Below are 15,264 nucleotides of genomic sequence, written 5' to 3'. Positions count from 1 at the left end.
TTGGATGGCTTTTATGTTCAGTGCATCAACAAAAGAAGCCATTAAAGCGGCTCTCGCTATTGTTATCTCTATCTGTGTTGCGTTGTGGTTTCAATGGGAGAAACCTTATTGGGCGGCAATTGCGGTTGCGGTCATGGCACTGAACGAGAGCTTTGCTCATTCAATAAACAAAGGTCATAACCGATTAATGGGCACCTTATTAGGGACTGGTTATGCCTTTTTCTTGATTGCGATGTTTTCTCAGGACCGCTTTCTATTTCTGATGTTTTTCACCTTATTTCTCGGTACATGCATCTTCATGTCGAGTGATGAAAAATACGGTTATGTCTTTTCCATAGGCTTTGCAGTTTGCTCCATCATCTCTTGTATGGGTGGATTCGATAACCAAATTACATTCTATTTTGCAGTGCTTCGAATACAAGAAACTCTACTTGGCGTTATCACCTTCTCGATTGTTTATCGTCTGATCTGGCCTGTAAACACTGAGCAGAACTTTGTACAACGTTTTGAAACAAGCAGAGAAACACTCATAACAGCAATGAGCGATACCAATAACCTTGATATAGAAGCCCTAGAATCCAATACCGCTAATATTGAAAAGCTCTATCAACTGTTGGATTTGCCGCTCACTGGCAGTTATCACCTAAAAGAAAATATTCACGCATGGCGTTTACGAATCAATGAGATGGCGCATATTCAAGAGCGTCTGCTTGAGATCGCCTCGGGTGAACTGACTCAAACTATTGATTGGGTCGCTCTCACCCAAAAAATGGAAAAACTGGAGTTAATGGCACCAAACACGTCACTAATTGATGATGTGCCATTTGTAATGAGTGAGAAGAAAAACGTTTCTTGGCACCATGAGCACCGTACGTTTGTTCAACACCTTAATGAAGATGGGAGAAAAGTCTTACAAGGTGTCTCGATGTTCGTCACGTCGTTATTGGTTTGGATATACCTGCCTGTACCGGGTGGTTTTATTTTCCCGATGATTGCTGGCATATTTTCTTCAATGCTTCCAACTATGCCGCCAAGTGTTATTAAGGATGCGTTTTTTGGTGTCATTGGAACGGGCACGGTTATCTTGCTTCAATATATCTTTATCATGCCGATGATGACTGAATTGTGGCAATTGGCGTTGTTCTATTTCATCAACAGCATAGTGATATGGAAAGTGTTTGCGACACCTAAACTTATGGTGCATCGAATACTTGGTATAAACCTGCTGGTCGTACTGACATCTGGCGCGCTTAATCTAACACCGGTTTATCAGATTCAAACACCATTGCTAATGTTAACCACACTGCTCATCATTTTGATGATAGGCAAATTATTTACCGACCTTTTTAGAGTCAAAAGTATCGCTTAGTCTCGTTACGCGGATTCGCTTAACTTGGGATTAGAAAAACAAAAAAGGCGCAATTAAGCGCCTTTTGAATGTCTATTGTTTACCGAGTCATATAGCTCGCTGACTCATATAGTTTACTGACTCAAGATCAGTTGTTGTTTAGCCACACATCTTGGTTTTGTGGAGCTTTCTTCTTCTTTTTCTTCTTGCCTGTACCAGCCGGTGGCGCAACAGGTTTTAGTGCAGCGATAAGTTCAGCTGTCGCTTCTTCATCCACTTCAAAGCCTTCAATTTGCTCACGCTCAAGACGAATCTTGTTCTTCTTCTCGATGATTTTGAAGTGGTGGTAATCTTCGTGATCGATCAGAGATAGTGCAAGACCAACCTCGCCTGCACGACCACTTCGGCCGATACGGTGCATGTAGTCTGATGGGCTACGCGGCAAGTCAAAGTTGATTACCACAGGAAGCTTCTCAATATCCAGACCACGTGCCGCGATGTCTGTCGCGATAAGAACATCAATCTCGCCAGATTTGAAATCTTCTAGGATACGAGTACGTGAACCTTGCCCTTTATCGCCGTGGAATACTTCTGCGATGATACCGCGCTTGTAAAGCTTGTCTGCTAAGTGTTCACAGCTGTTCTTCGCATTAACGAAGATCAGAGCTTGGCGCCATTCGTGTTGTTGAATTAGGTGTGCGAGTAACGCTGTCTTGCGACCTTTTTCTACTTCGAATACACGTTGAACCAGTGTGCTCGCATTGGCACTTTGAAGTTGAACTTCAATTGGATCGCTTAGAAGTTCGTGAGTCAGCGTTTTAACTTGCTCTGGGAAAGTTGCAGAGAACAACAAGGTTTGTTTCTTGTTCGGCAAGAGCTTCAAGATTGCATCAAGTTCTTCGGTAAAACCTAGGCTTAGCATTCGGTCAGCTTCATCAAGCACTAACGTTTTTACTTTGTCTAGCTTGATAGCGTTGCTTGAAATAAGGTCAAGCAGACGACCCGGTGTTGCCACCAAAATATCAGTGCCGCCACGTAGCGCCTGCATCTGAGTGTTTACCGATACACCACCAAACACACAAACCGTTTTAATCGCGCCATTGAAATGCACAGCGTAAGACTTAACGCTGTCAGCCACTTGCTTAGCAAGTTCACGAGTAGGCACCAGGATAAGGCCAGAAACAAAGTTACCTTTGCCTGAACGACGGTCCAGAGGGGCATCTTCATGAATCTTTTGTAACAGTGGCAGTGCAAATGCTGCGGTTTTACCTGAACCGGTATTTGCGCCTGCAATTAAATCGCGTCCTGCTAACACACTTGGAATAACTTGCGCTTGGATAGGCGTTGGCTGTTGGTATTCAAGCTCAGATAAACGAGCCATCAAAGGAGAGATTAAGCCAAGATCAGAGAAGTTGGTTGGTGTAGTGGTGTTAGTCATTAATTGCAGGAACTCAAAGCTAAAATAATAGCGCGCTATATTAACGTATTTCAGCAGTATTACGTAACTAAATCGCCCTTTCGCTTCTATTTCACCGATTAATACCCATCAGAAACCAAGTTATTGATGTGAGAACCTCGATACTCGCCGTACCTAATTCGTTTAAGAATATTCTAGCTACGCAATTGTCGTGGTTGGCAGTTAGTTTAGCCACCCTGCTACCGTTTGTTCCGGTGTATATGAGTTCGGCTCGGTCAACCAAACGGCTACTGCGTCTGGTGTTGCCACGAGTGGCTCGAAATTGATATTAAATTGCCATTCAGACTCACCACGTTGGTAACCGTCGTAAACCACGACAAAATCATGCTCGAGTTTCTTACCCCTGTTCTCGCCCGCCTTAACACTGGTGACTTCGTTCATCGCCAGTAAAGCTATATGAGCAACATAATCGCCTTTACCTTCGTAACTTACGCTGAACGTATCGCCTTTATGGTTGACCGTTAGCTTGGGGTTATTTTGTTGTTTAAGCGAAGGTAACGTTCTGTCTAACCAGTTAAAGTAACCGCGCCACTCTTTTCCATCGACAACAAAGCCCGGCGTGTAAACCCCACTTGTTAAGCCGTAAGCTTTATACAGTCGTTGCTTCTGACTGAACGCCTTACTCGCGAACTTGTCGCCCCAACCTAGGTAATCCCAATAATCGACGTGATAGGCAAGCAGAATGATTTTTGTCCAAAGTTTGGGATGGTCTTCAAAAGTACTTAGGTAAGCATCAGCAGGTGGACAACTTGAACAACCTTCAGATGTGAAGAGCTCGATAACCTGTGCGGGCTGGCCTTGATTACTCCAGGTTTGTGCAAGCGACACTGAGGAATAGAAGCCGATCGGTAAGGCAAATAAACAAAATTTGATCAATGATGAATTGCGTTTGGCGTGTGACATACCGAGATCCTTGTACAAAGCGAATTGAATGACGCTCAAATACAGACCGTGATGCCTAGGTTTTTCTTTCAGGTGCTCAGTTTACGAAGAGGTAGAGTTTATTTCAGATACAAAAACGCCAGCTTTAGAAGCTGGCGTTTTCTTAAAATTCTATATTTACATGTTAACGCTGAGATTAACGGTTAATACCGATATCGCGTTGCATGTGACCAGATAGGTCGCTTGCGTAGTAACTACGTGGAGAGTTGTCTACGAAAAGAATATCGAAAATGTGTGCAATCAATCCTTTGAAGTTAACCGAGTAGGTCTTCTTATCCATAGAGTTAGGAACAGCGATAGTATTCATTTGTACTGCTTGAGCCATGATTGCCTCTCTATAAATTTATTAATGTGTTTCGTTCTGATGACAAGAATAATAGGTGATCTTTTGCCGGTTAAAAAATGACTAAAATTAGATTTTGGGATTAGTTTTTCTAATAAAACAAACCATTAACAATACCACAAGATAGATATGCAGACTATGTGAGTATAAATTCAATGTAGTGTTTAAATCATGCATTTAGTACAAATATCCCGCAAACAACAGTGGCCAATGTCACAAAAAATTTACATAAATAAATTTTCCACTTCATCAGCCACGTGTTCATTATCGAATTTTCGATAAGTTATATTTGTTTTTAATTTACTTGTTCAATGCCTGGCTTCTTCGCATAAACCGACGCTATAACCGCAATCGTCATAGTCGAAATCAGCACAGCAAGCGACCAATAAGTTGGGATAGCCCACTCACTGTCAACCAATAGCATTTTCACACCGATGAACACCATGATGAATGCCAGTGCCGGTTTCAAGTAGATGAACTTGTCCATCATACCTTGCAGTACAAAATACAACGAACGAAGGCCAAGTAACGCAAATACGTTTGCCGCTAATACCAAGAACGGTTCTTGTGTTACCGCAAAGATCGCAGGTATAGAGTCCAATGCAAACATCACGTCCATCACTGCGATCGCACCGATGACCAACATCATTGGAGTGAATGCCCATTTAGCACCCTGTTTAACCATTAATGCAGGGCCATGGAAATCCTCTGTTACCGGCATCACTTTACGAAGTAGCTTTTCAGGCAGTGTATTCACACTCTCTTCTTCGCCCTTGTCTAATGCCAGCTTAATACCCGTACCAATCAAGAACGCAGCGAACACGTAAAGTACCCAGTGGTATTCCGCCAATAGCTGTGCGCCTAGTGCGATCATAATTGCACGAAGCACCAATGCACCAATTACCCCCCAAAGAAGCGCACGAGGTCTTAGATGCTCAGGAACTTGGTATTGAGCAAAGATCATCGCAAAAACAAACAAGTTGTCTACGCTAAGGGATTTTTCTAACAAGTAACCCGTAATGAATGACACGGTTGCTTTTTGCGCTGTGTAGTCACTATTCGGCGCATAAATGTCCCAAAATAGGTAAATCGAGCCAGCAAACAAAAACGCAAGTACAAACCAGAATACACTCCAGATTGCCGCTTTCTTGATAGTAACGTTGCCGCCACGAGTCTGATAGATATCAATAGAGACGAGAATAACCGTCAGCAGGAAAAAGCCCGCATAAGTCGTCATGATTGGCGATGAAAAAAAGGATTCACTATTTGTAGATAATAGAGATTGAGTTGAGTTCATTATTCCTCCGGGCGGAAGAACTGTACAAAGACCTTCCGCAAACAAAGCATATCAAGTTCCATTACGGATCTTGACTGTGATTGCGTTGGTCTCGTTGAAGTGAAATATGGGATTTCACCTTTACATACCGGATAGACTCTTGGCCTAACGAGATGACGATATGTAAACTTGCGCTAACTACTCCCCAAACGCGTGGATAATAATCCTCTGATTGTGTTTCGTCTATATAAATTTGCACGGAAAAAGCAAAAAAGGAGCAATCTGCTCCTTTTTTATTTCTTCCACTTACGCTTGGTACAGCGTGTATTGATAATAAGAATACTGCGGCTGTTCAAAAGCTAGTCTTATCCAGCGCGCAGAACCATTACAAACCTGTAGTAGGCACCAAATACACTAACGCTGACCAAACTGACACCCAACCGACAACCGCTACCGCATCTAACCAATCTTTCTTATCCATGCATATCTCCACAAGTAGGCGACCTGCAGAGATAAAGCATAAACAATGCCAATTTTATAAATAACCCAACGTAATAACATTAAGCATCAGCATCAGTTGTGGTTATCTAAAACACTCCATGCAATTCAACGGTTCATTGAGTTGAAGCGACTCTGGGTGGTCTTGCAGAAACTCGATGAAGCAGTCTGCCATAGAGTCAGTGGTTACCGTGCCATCACCGATCATATCCAACACAGCGTTATAGCCCTCTTTCCCTTTCATTGTGTAGGCAGACGACGCGCCACGGTATATGCGGTTGCGAGAAACAGCTTGCCAACCTGAATCATCAGAGTGGATTTCTAGATGGTGAATCCTGTGCCCTAAAGGCGCTTCTTTGTGGTAACAAAACCTTAGGTTATGCGTATAAGGAAAGCTGCCTGAACCTGTGCCCACGACACCATTATCAATCGCGTTATTGATTGCACCTTCAAGCATACCAGCGATCGTTTCACCTTTTACTTCATACACACCAATGGGTACGGCAAACGGTAGTAGTTTTCCGGCAATATCGGCAACAGAAACATCGCCGCTATTCAGTGAATTTCTAACACCACCGGCGTTGTGAATGGCAAAGTCAACCTGATGCCCTTTCTTATTCATTAGATGGTGAAATGATTGAGCAACCAAAGGGGCTAGTTGGCTCGGACCTTTATCATCTGGGATACGTACATGGCGAAGTTTAGTGGCTGCATGAGCAATCACTTGCTGCTGAAGCTTTCGTACTCGCGGCTGGTATTTATCCGTCAGAATGCTCTGCAGTTCAGGATCTTTCTTACACACTGCGATATTGAGGTGATTGTTCAAAAACTCACACGCCATATCATGAGCATCGTCTTGCCCTACTTCACTCAGTTTCGCGTCTATAAAGAGTCGACGGCCTAATAACAGTTCGTTTTTACCATTGAAGTGCGTCACTTTACCTTGAGAATCGAACTCAATTTCGCAGTGTCCTAGGCTCATGGCGTGGAAACCCGCTTGGACAACATAGGTATCGCCAATTTTCACACCGTATTCATCATCTTTAACTAAGCCGATATCAGAGAAATCACCTTGTAAGCGATGACTATGACCACCAACGATGACGCCAATACCTGTTACGTTGGCTGCTAACTCTAAATCAGCCTCGTAACCAAGATGACTAAGTAACACAATCTTGTTGATGCCTGCTTGATGGATTTGCTCAATGGTCGATTTAGCTGTTTCCAAAGCATTTTCAAACGGTGTATCGATATCTGGGTTAGCGATGCCTGCCATCTTGTCGATGCTTAAGCCGAATATTGCGACCTTCTCGCCATCAAACTCTTTCGTTATAAAAGAAGCACTTCGTGTTTCAGGCAGATAAGGCTTAACAATGTCGTTGTCCGCTAGCGTATGAGTTTTTTTGATATCCTCATTCGATAGATTCCAGTTACCAGCCAACAGTGGGAATTTGATTCTTTTCGCGAAAATCGCAACGGGCTCATTACCCATGTCTAACTCGTGATTACCGAGCGTCATGGCATCTATATTAAGGGCATTCAACAAATCGGCGTTGGCTTTTCCTTTGAATAAAGAAAAGTACAAAGTGCCCTGGAAGCAGTCGCCAGCGTGCAGGAATAAGGTTCCAACCTTCTGACGCTGGGCATCTTGTTCTATTTGTTTGAAGCGTGTTGAAATTCGAGCAAAGCCACCAGCACTGACATAAGGTTCAATGATGTGGTTGTTCATTTTAAGTGATAGCTGTAACGAGGTTGGTTCAAAGTATGAGTGGGTGTCGTTGATGTGTGCCAACACTATTTTTGTCGGCTTATTCTTTTTAGTCATATTTTCTTCTCTCTTTGTCCCTTCATACTAGGTCGAGAATCATGACAGAATCGTGAATTTTATGAAACTGCACTGCAAAAAAATACTCGAGATAGATCAAAAATCTCATTTTGCACCGTATTAATAAACAACGGGTTTTGTGACAGGTGAGCATACCGGATTTGGATTTTTCGATTATGATTAAAGATATCTGTTAGCTTTCAAATAATTAGCAGAGCCTTCCGTTAGGAGTAAGCCTATGCAACTAGAAAGAATCGAGATTTCTGGCTTTCGAGGTATCAAGCGCATGTCACTCGCGTTTGACGAGCTAACCACACTTATTGGTGAAAATACTTGGGGTAAGTCTTCATTATTGGATGCCCTTTCCGTCGTTCTGCCCTCAGACGGTGTGCCATATCACTTTGAAATGACCGATTTTCATGTCGATTACTCAGTTTCACATCCACAGTCTCAACACCTTCAAATTGTTCTCGCTTTAAAAGCTAACGAAAAGAGCGAACTTAACGCAGGTCGTTATCGCAAACTCAAACCTATTTGGGTTCAAGATGAGTTTGGCGTATTTCGCATCTATTACCGAATCAGCGCGACGTTAGAACAGTATGAGACAACCACACACTATGCATTTCTCGGTTTGGACGGTAATCCGCTCAAGCTTCATCATTCTGAAAAGCTAGCTCAAGAATTAATGACCTTACATCCCGTCATCCGTTTGCGTGATGCAAGGCACTTTGATCGTCCTTTCAACGGCAAGTCCCTTAACCACAATGCTCACCTGCCTAGTAATGTTCACGCTAATAACAGTCACGCTAATAATGCAAATTCAAACGGGAATCATCACGCTAGCAATGGAAATGGCACAAACGGAAACGGTGCCAATAACGGTAATGGTCGCCAAGCAAGAATAGAAAAACGAATCGACAACACATGCCGTCGTCTAATGGCGATTCCTGGTCATGTTAATAAAGGTGAAATGCGCAGTAGCCTAGAGTCGATGCAAAGTTTGATTGAGCACTATTTTTCTTTCAAAAGTACTTCTCGTCGTAACCCTAGAAAACAGCGAGACGGATTGCTTTATTCTGCGGGTGCCAATGATCAGAGTATTCATCAACTCGTCGAAGAAACCAAAAATAAACAAACCCGCTTATTATTCATGGGGTTACTTAACGCTTATCTACAAGCTAAAGGGCCAAACGACTTAAGACGATGTGCACGCCCTCTTTTGATCCTTGAAGATCCAGAAGGTCGATTGCACCCAACACACTTGGCAAGAGCTTGGAGCTTGATGCAGAAGTTGCCCATGCAGAAAATCCTCACCACCAACAGTGGCGACCTACTTGCGGCGGTCCCACTTCAATCGATTCGTCGCTTGGTTCGTCAGTCAGATAAAACCATCGCCAATCAACTCAACATGAACCATTTCAGTAAGGATGAACTTCGTCGAATTGGTTTTCATATCCGCTTCCACCGCTCTGGGGCACTGTTTGCTCGCTGTTGGCTATTAGTCGAAGGTGAAACCGAGGTTTGGTTGTTCAATGAACTTGCCAACCAATGTGGCTATAACCTAGCCGCGGAAGGTGTGCAAATTATAGAGTTCGCTCAATCGGGGCTTAAGGCGCTGATTAAGGTCGCGCAAGAGTTTGGTATTGATTGGCATGTGGTGACTGACGGCGATGCCGCTGGTAAAAAGTATGCCGCGACAGTGTTATCGAAGCTTGGTAATGATCAGGAAAGACATCGACTCACGGAACTGCCTGATAAAGATATCGAGCATTACCTTTATATGAATGGGTTTGAGAGCTTTTTCCGTGACATGGTTAAGATTCCATACGATCACCCTATCCCTCCGAAGAAAGTGGTTGCCAAGGTATTGAAGAAACATGCAAAACCCGACCTTGCACTCGCCATTGTTTCTCATTGCGAGAATCAAGGACAAGAATGCATACCGCTTTTATTAAGATGGACATTAAAACGCGTGATCACCATGGCGAACGGAAATACCTAAGCATAATTTGTCTTATAGATACTATCAGTTGCTCTACTGATGAAATATTTAGCTAGTCGCCTCAACCAAAAAAGGCACACCAAACGGTGTGCCTGTATAAATCGATATACAAATTAATTGGGGGTTATCTTGCAAGAGTTCACAGTGACTAGCTAAGGTTAGGTTAACGAATTAAGCCTTTGCCTGTTTAGCGTGTTGTTCAACAACTTCCGAAGATTGAGTCGATTTCTCGTGAAGCCATAGCCCCGTTGCTTTCATTAAGTATCCAAATACACCACCAAGCAGTAAAGATGGTACTACAAGTTGCCAATCGCCACCTGCAGCAAACGTCGCACAGCAACCGATGAAGGTTCCTGGGATATAACCTAGCCACGCTTGTTTCGCTTGAATACACATAAAGAAAGCCACAATAGCAGTAATCATGTAGCCTAAAATCTCTAACCCTGCGAAGGTTGAGCTTTCGATAATCACCATTGCCCAGAATACGCCTGTCATGTTGGTCAATAGGCTACCTGCTAGTCCTTTAACGCCGCCAGTTGGCGAAGCAAAGTAACTGGTGCAACCTAAGAAACCTGCCCATGACAATAAGCCGAAAGAGATAGCAATCCATCCCCATAGACCTGACAAAATACCTGTTGTTAATGAAATCGCGACTAATGTACTCATACTATTTCTAAAGCCTAATTACGTAATTGTCCGCAACCGGATTTAGCCTCACTTAAAATCAAGTAAGCATACTATGGGAAGATAGCCCTTATTTAGCCGATCACGATCACATTAATAATGTATGCGAACATGTATTTATCACCATATAGAGACCGAAATCGCTTATTCAACACATTTAGTTATTAGCATTGGTGTTGAATAGTGACTAAAGAACCGACCGTTTGCCTTTCATCATGCGCTTACCTTCACGCTTGATACATTCAGCAAGTGGGTTCTCTGCCATGTCAGCACGCCAAATAAAGGACAAGGTTCTTTCCATTTCAAGCTCAGGAACATTCAACGTCACCAGTTGACCTGACTCAACAAACTGTTCGACATCTAGATAAGGTAAACACGTTAAATATGGGCCGTTTGCAACCAAACTTCTTAAAACAGGAACGTGTTCATACTCTCGCCAAACATCGAGATCGCCAATTAAATGATGAATAGAGCTATCAAAAACTTTGCGAGTACCCGAACCATGTTCGCGTAATACCCACTTCGCTTGTTCTAACTGTGCCAAGCTTACTCGTTCACGCTTCGCAAACGGGTGATGGGCCGACGTAACAACCGTTAAATGGTCAGTACACCACACTTCTTGGTGAACTCGGTTGTCATCACAACGACCTTCGATAACGCCCAAGTCATATTGATAATCTAATACACCATCAATGACTGCGTCGGTACTTTGCACGCCAAGCGAGATTCGCATCTCAGGAAAGTCGTTATCAATAATACTGATGAGATCCGGAACGAGGTGTTCCGCTGGAGTTTGGCTAGCACCTAATTTGAGTTCGCCACTCAACAAATGCTGCTCGTAAAAACCCATCTCAATTTGCTGCGCATCTTGCAGTAAACGTTTCGCTTTTGGCCTTAACCACATGCCCCAATGAGTCAGGGCCATTTGCTTGCCCTGCCTTTCAAACAAAGGCCTGCCGAGCATTTTTTCCAACTGTGCAAGAGACATACTTGTCGCCGACTGAGTCAACGCCAATTTGTCTGCTGCCTGACTAACGCTCCCGGAGTCTGCTACTGCATCAAATACCGCGAGTTGCTTTAATGAATAACGCAAAATTCATCCTTAATGCTTTTAATTATTTGTGTCCTGATGCTCGTTTTTTATAAAGCCGATGAGCAATCAATTTCATTCTACGCGTAACCAAATCTATATCAATAAATTTGATGTGGTTTCTAAAAATTATCAATTTTACCTCTACCCCTCAACGCCCTAATCTGAAATGGCAGGACACAACGAGCCCTGCAAAACATTACTGATTAACCAAGTCATTAACACTAGGAATTACACATGACGGATTGTTCAAGGGGGGGATATGGCAACCAGCACTTCTGAAAATCATCAACTGTTCTCACCAACAGAAATGATGGCGGAAGCAGAGAAGTTTGCATTAAGTAAAGCAAATAAAACCAGCAGCATGACATTGAGTTTGGCAATCATGGCTGGCGCATTCATCGGGCTTGCTTTTCTATTCTACATCACGGTAACCACGGGCAGCGCTGATGCTGGATGGGGATTAAGTCGCTTAGCCGGCGGTCTTGCCTTCAGTATGGGTTTGATCTTGATTGTGATTTGCGGTGGTGAGCTATTTACCAGCTCAGTGTTATCGAGCATCTCATGGGCTAACAAGCAAATCACCTTCACTAAGATGCTGTCTATCTGGGGCAAGGTGTATGTCGGCAACTTTATCGGTGCCATGTTCCTATTGGCTTTGGTAAGCGCTGCAGGCTTGTATCAACTGGATGGCGGGCAATGGGGCTTAAACGCTCTAAACATTGCTCAACACAAGCTGCACCACAGCCCAGTTCAAGCGTTTGCTTTGGGTGTGCTTTGTAACTTGTTGGTGTGTTTAGCCATTTGGTTAACGTTCAGCTCTGCTAACGCAATGACCAAAGCAATGATGACCGTGTTACCCGTTGCAATGTTCGTAAGCTCAGGCTTTGAACACTGTGTGGCGAATATGTTCATGGTTCCTCTAGGCATCACGATTCAAACATTCGCCCCGGAAAGCTTCTGGATGCAAATCGGCGCAACACCAGCGCAGTACGCAGACTTAAACGTCATGCAATTTGTCACCGCAAACTTAATACCAGTGACAATCGGCAACATCGTAGGTGGTTCAGTATTGGTCGGCTTAGCCAACTGGAGTATCTACCGTCGCCCACAACTTAAAGCAGCAAAAATTACTGCTATCACACAAACAACAGAAATTACGTCAGTTAAGGAAATTACTATGAACACAGCAACTACTATCAAGCAAATCATGAACACTCAACCAATTACACTGAGCGTAGAAATGCCAACATCAGTCGCGATTGATACACTTTTAGACGCGCAACTTGTTAGCGCTCCTGTTTGTGATGTTGAAGGCCGTCTAGTGGGTATCTTCTCTGTTCATGACGTAATGGTTGACCTTTGGTGCCAAGATTACATCCCAACTAAAGGCCAAAAAGTCGTAGACCTAATGAGCCGTGATGTTGTGGCAATCGATGCAAACGACAAGCTAGTAGACGTTGCTGAGTTCCTATGCATCGACAAAGAGCAACTGTACCCGACGACAAGCATGGGCTTCGCAACTCGCCTGACATCTCTTTCTCTAGAAGAGCGTGCAAAAGCGATGAAAGTTAGCCAACCACATATGCTTCCAGTGTTAGAAAATGGCGTAATGGTGGGTGTGTTGACTCGTATTGAAGTAATGCAAGCACTGCGTCCAATCTACGGTGACCGACTAAACGTGGTTCCTAAAGCTGAACTAGAAACGGCTTAACTAATCTTAAGGTGAACTATTAGGGATTAGTAGTTCAATTAGATAACTCAGTCATGGCAACGTTGACTGGCTAGAGGCAAATGGTGGCTTTTAACGTACTAAACGGTTTGACACAAAACAGACCTAAACACGTTGCCATTTATCTCAATAAAAAAGGCGCAAAGTGAAAACTTTGCGCCTTTCTCTATTTCTAACTGCTGACCTATTTAGTATCGACCAAAATTTTGATGTCTCTAAAAAATGTTGATACCTGTCAGAAAGCTAGAAAGCTAGAAAGCTAGAAAGCTAGATTACTTCTTTACGCCTTCAACGTGTAGATCCATATCTACATAGCTTGAAGCGCCCATTACTGGAATGTTGAAGTCAGCAAGCTCTAGACGAGTTGTACCAACGAAACCTGCACGCTCACCGCCCCATGGGTCTTGACCAGCACCGATGAATTCAGCTTCGATAACGATAGGCTTAGTCACACCGTGAAGTTTCAGATCACCCATAACTTCAAGTTTGCCGTCACCTTTATCAACCACTTTTGTGCTGTTGAATGTCGCATCAGAAAACTTACCAGCATCGATGAAATCACCGCTACGGATATGCTTATCACGCTCTGCGTGGTTTGAATCAAGGCTTGTAGTATCAACCGTTACGTTTACTGTAGACGCTTCAACGTTGCTTTCATCAAATGAGAAGTCACCTGAGAATGTGTTAAAACGACCTTGGATAAAGCTGTAACCTAGGTGGCTAACTTTAAAGTTAACTGAAGCATGCGCACCTTTTGTATCAATCACGTAATCAGCGGCGTTCGCAGCGAAAGGCATTGCCATTGCAAATGCTAATCCTGTAGCGATAATTGACTTTTTCATTTTGAAGCTCCTATCATTTTTCGTAGCGTATCGTCTTTGTCGATAACGTGGTGTTTTATCGCCGCTAAGGCGTGCACTGATGCCATGATGATCAGTACCCATGCAGCATAGTAGTGAATCGTTCCTGCGAGATCAGATTGGTTTGCAAACAGTTCACCCATACTTGGTACAGTGAACCAATTGAATACGTCGATCCCGCGACCATCTGATGTTGAAATCAAATAACCTGAAATAAATAAAACTGCTAAGTTAATGTACATAAAGCCGTGAGCGATCTTCGCTGCTACAACTTCATAGCTTTTACCTTCCACTTTAGGTGACGCGGTAACTAGCTTCCAAACCAAGCGGATAACGGTAACAGCAGCCAAAAGAATGCCTACCGAGCGGTGGTAGTCTGGTGCTGTTTTGTACCACTCGCTGTAGTATGAAAGATCAACCATCCACAGGCCTACACCAAACAAACCAAATATCGCGAGTGCTGAAATCCAATGCATCGCTCTAGCTAAAGGGTTGTAATTTCTAACGTTGTTGTCCATGCATCTCTTCCGAATGTTAACGAGTCGTGTAGTTTTGAAAATCGTACCCTACACTAAGTTTGTGTAACATATTATTTACCAAGCTTTACATTAGTTACATCATTTCAAATTAAACGAGTTATTCGAAATTTTTGAACAAGTTGCTTTATTGATAAATTTCTTTGTCTAACAAGCGCTTGTTGGGTTTAAATCTCAACGATTTGTTCGATCTCGTAGAGTTCATCTGAGATGTCTAACATCTTACGTTCCATCACTTTTTGAGCGTCTTCTATCCCCTTGTTGTAATAAACTGCGCCAAATTTTTTGCTGATGAAATCGACCAAGAACTCCGTGTCGAACTGACCAAGCTCCACATCGAGTTCATCTTGCAGGTACTTTTGGAGCGTATGAGTAAGCTCAGACTTTTGTTTCGAATCTAATTGAATGGTCATGAATGTTTCCAAATAAAGAGTAGGTAGATCAATCGTGATTCGCTAACTAAACTATAATTTCGTTAGCTCACTGTAACTTTGCTAATCAGTTGAAGTTTTCTAACTAGCTATAATTCCTCATAATTTAGTTTACAGACCAGTAGAGTGCCAGTGCTATCCATAAAATCGCTCAGTTATGGCTAATTTTGATAGAGGGATCAAGAACTCGCACTTTGACGATAGGTAATGGCACCGCAAT

General features: G+C 43.1%; 13 protein-coding genes. 3 read left to right on the top strand and 10 right to left on the bottom strand.

What is annotated here, in order from left to right; translation table 11 throughout:
- The first annotated feature begins 13 nt into the window (after positions 1 to 13).
- Positions 14 to 1,369: an FUSC family protein gene (locus MSG36_RS09090; protein WP_248367404.1), complete on the top strand. Its 1,356-nt coding sequence runs from the start codon at positions 14 to 16 to the stop codon at positions 1,367 to 1,369.
- Positions 1,370 to 1,496: 127 nt separating this feature from the next.
- On the opposite strand, the gene MSG36_RS09085 is transcribed toward MSG36_RS09090, so the two are convergent.
- The 5 genes from MSG36_RS09085 to MSG36_RS09065 all read right to left on the bottom strand — a co-directional run bounded on the left by MSG36_RS09085 (position 1,497) and on the right by MSG36_RS09065 (position 7,709).
- Positions 1,497 to 2,786, bottom strand: coding sequence for a DEAD/DEAH box helicase (locus tag MSG36_RS09085; RefSeq protein ID WP_248367402.1), 1,290 nt, complete (start codon positions 2,784 to 2,786; stop codon positions 1,497 to 1,499).
- 201 nt (positions 2,787 to 2,987) lie between these two features.
- Complete coding sequence (locus MSG36_RS09080; RefSeq protein ID WP_248367400.1) at positions 2,988 to 3,728, bottom strand: DUF1223 domain-containing protein; 741 nt, start codon at positions 3,726 to 3,728, stop codon at positions 2,988 to 2,990.
- 175 nt (positions 3,729 to 3,903) lie between these two features.
- Positions 3,904 to 4,092, bottom strand: a complete 189-nt coding sequence (locus MSG36_RS09075) for a hypothetical protein (protein ID WP_017059812.1) — start codon at positions 4,090 to 4,092, stop codon at positions 3,904 to 3,906.
- A gap of 313 nt (positions 4,093 to 4,405) precedes the next feature.
- The gene (locus MSG36_RS09070; protein WP_048612514.1) at positions 4,406 to 5,407 is read right to left on the bottom strand and encodes a TerC/Alx family metal homeostasis membrane protein; all 1,002 of its coding nucleotides are present in this window, start codon (positions 5,405 to 5,407) and stop codon (positions 4,406 to 4,408) included.
- Between the two features lie 562 nt (positions 5,408 to 5,969).
- A complete protein-coding gene (locus MSG36_RS09065; protein ID WP_248367398.1) occupies positions 5,970 to 7,709 on the bottom strand; it encodes a bifunctional UDP-sugar hydrolase/5'-nucleotidase in 1,740 nt (579 codons plus the stop codon).
- Between the two features lie 238 nt (positions 7,710 to 7,947).
- On the opposite strand from MSG36_RS09065, the gene MSG36_RS09060 reads away from it, so the two are divergent.
- A complete protein-coding gene (locus MSG36_RS09060) occupies positions 7,948 to 9,711 on the top strand; it encodes an ATP-dependent endonuclease (RefSeq protein WP_248367396.1) in 1,764 nt (587 codons plus the stop codon).
- Positions 9,712 to 9,882: 171 nt separating this feature from the next.
- On the opposite strand, the gene MSG36_RS09055 is transcribed toward MSG36_RS09060, so the two are convergent.
- Positions 9,883 to 10,377 (bottom strand): DUF1097 domain-containing protein, encoded by a 495-nt coding sequence (locus MSG36_RS09055; protein ID WP_017059817.1) that lies wholly within the window; start codon positions 10,375 to 10,377, stop codon positions 9,883 to 9,885.
- Positions 10,378 to 10,582: 205 nt separating this feature from the next.
- Entirely contained in the window at positions 10,583 to 11,488 is a 906-nt protein-coding gene (locus MSG36_RS09050) for a LysR substrate-binding domain-containing protein (protein ID WP_048608394.1), read from the bottom strand.
- A gap of 259 nt (positions 11,489 to 11,747) precedes the next feature.
- On the opposite strand from MSG36_RS09050, the gene focA reads away from it, so the two are divergent.
- Entirely contained in the window at positions 11,748 to 13,199 is a 1,452-nt protein-coding gene (gene focA, locus MSG36_RS09045; RefSeq protein WP_048608395.1) for a formate transporter FocA, read from the top strand.
- Between the two features lie 290 nt (positions 13,200 to 13,489).
- On the opposite strand, the gene MSG36_RS09040 is transcribed toward focA, so the two are convergent.
- The 3 genes from MSG36_RS09040 to MSG36_RS09030 form a co-directional block, all read right to left on the bottom strand.
- On the bottom strand, positions 13,490 to 14,059 hold the full coding sequence (locus MSG36_RS09040; protein WP_017059819.1) for a YceI family protein: 570 nt from the start codon (positions 14,057 to 14,059) through the stop codon (positions 13,490 to 13,492).
- The gene (locus MSG36_RS09035) at positions 14,056 to 14,595 is read right to left on the bottom strand and encodes a cytochrome b (RefSeq protein ID WP_048612518.1); all 540 of its coding nucleotides are present in this window, start codon (positions 14,593 to 14,595) and stop codon (positions 14,056 to 14,058) included. The genes MSG36_RS09040 and MSG36_RS09035 overlap by 4 nt, the downstream gene beginning before the upstream one ends.
- Positions 14,596 to 14,780: 185 nt before the next feature.
- Entirely contained in the window at positions 14,781 to 15,026 is a 246-nt protein-coding gene (locus tag MSG36_RS09030) for a DUF2164 domain-containing protein (protein WP_017059821.1), read from the bottom strand.
- Positions 15,027 to 15,264: the final 238 nt, after the last annotated feature.

It is taken from the genome of Vibrio sp. 1CM8B, from assembly GCF_023161685.1.
GTDB classification, from domain to species: Bacteria; Pseudomonadota; Gammaproteobacteria; order Enterobacterales; family Vibrionaceae; genus Vibrio; species Vibrio coralliirubri.
This window is presented reverse-complemented; position numbering and strand designations above follow the sequence as displayed.

Bases quoted from the DNA above. Each gene is read 5' to 3' on its own strand.
- focA (WP_048608395.1), top strand. From the start codon at position 11,748: ATGGCAACCAGCACTTCTGAAAATCATCAACTGTTCTCACCAACAGAA.
- MSG36_RS09090 (WP_248367404.1), top strand. From the start codon at position 14: ATGTTCAGTGCATCAACAAAAGAAGCCATTAAAGCGGCTCTCGCTATT.
- MSG36_RS09080 (WP_248367400.1), bottom strand. From the start codon at position 3,728: ATGTCACACGCCAAACGCAATTCATCATTGATCAAATTTTGTTTATTT.
- MSG36_RS09070 (WP_048612514.1), bottom strand. From the start codon at position 5,407: ATGAACTCAACTCAATCTCTATTATCTACAAATAGTGAATCCTTTTTT.
- MSG36_RS09075 (WP_017059812.1), bottom strand. From the start codon at position 4,092: ATGGCTCAAGCAGTACAAATGAATACTATCGCTGTTCCTAACTCTATG.
- MSG36_RS09040 (WP_017059819.1), bottom strand. From the start codon at position 14,059: ATGAAAAAGTCAATTATCGCTACAGGATTAGCATTTGCAATGGCAATG.
- MSG36_RS09085 (WP_248367402.1), bottom strand. From the start codon at position 2,786: ATGACTAACACCACTACACCAACCAACTTCTCTGATCTTGGCTTAATC.
- MSG36_RS09065 (WP_248367398.1), bottom strand. From the start codon at position 7,709: ATGACTAAAAAGAATAAGCCGACAAAAATAGTGTTGGCACACATCAAC.
- MSG36_RS09030 (WP_017059821.1), bottom strand. From the start codon at position 15,026: ATGACCATTCAATTAGATTCGAAACAAAAGTCTGAGCTTACTCATACG.
- MSG36_RS09060 (WP_248367396.1), top strand. From the start codon at position 7,948: ATGCAACTAGAAAGAATCGAGATTTCTGGCTTTCGAGGTATCAAGCGC.
- MSG36_RS09055 (WP_017059817.1), bottom strand. From the start codon at position 10,377: ATGAGTACATTAGTCGCGATTTCATTAACAACAGGTATTTTGTCAGGT.
- MSG36_RS09035 (WP_048612518.1), bottom strand. From the start codon at position 14,595: ATGGACAACAACGTTAGAAATTACAACCCTTTAGCTAGAGCGATGCAT.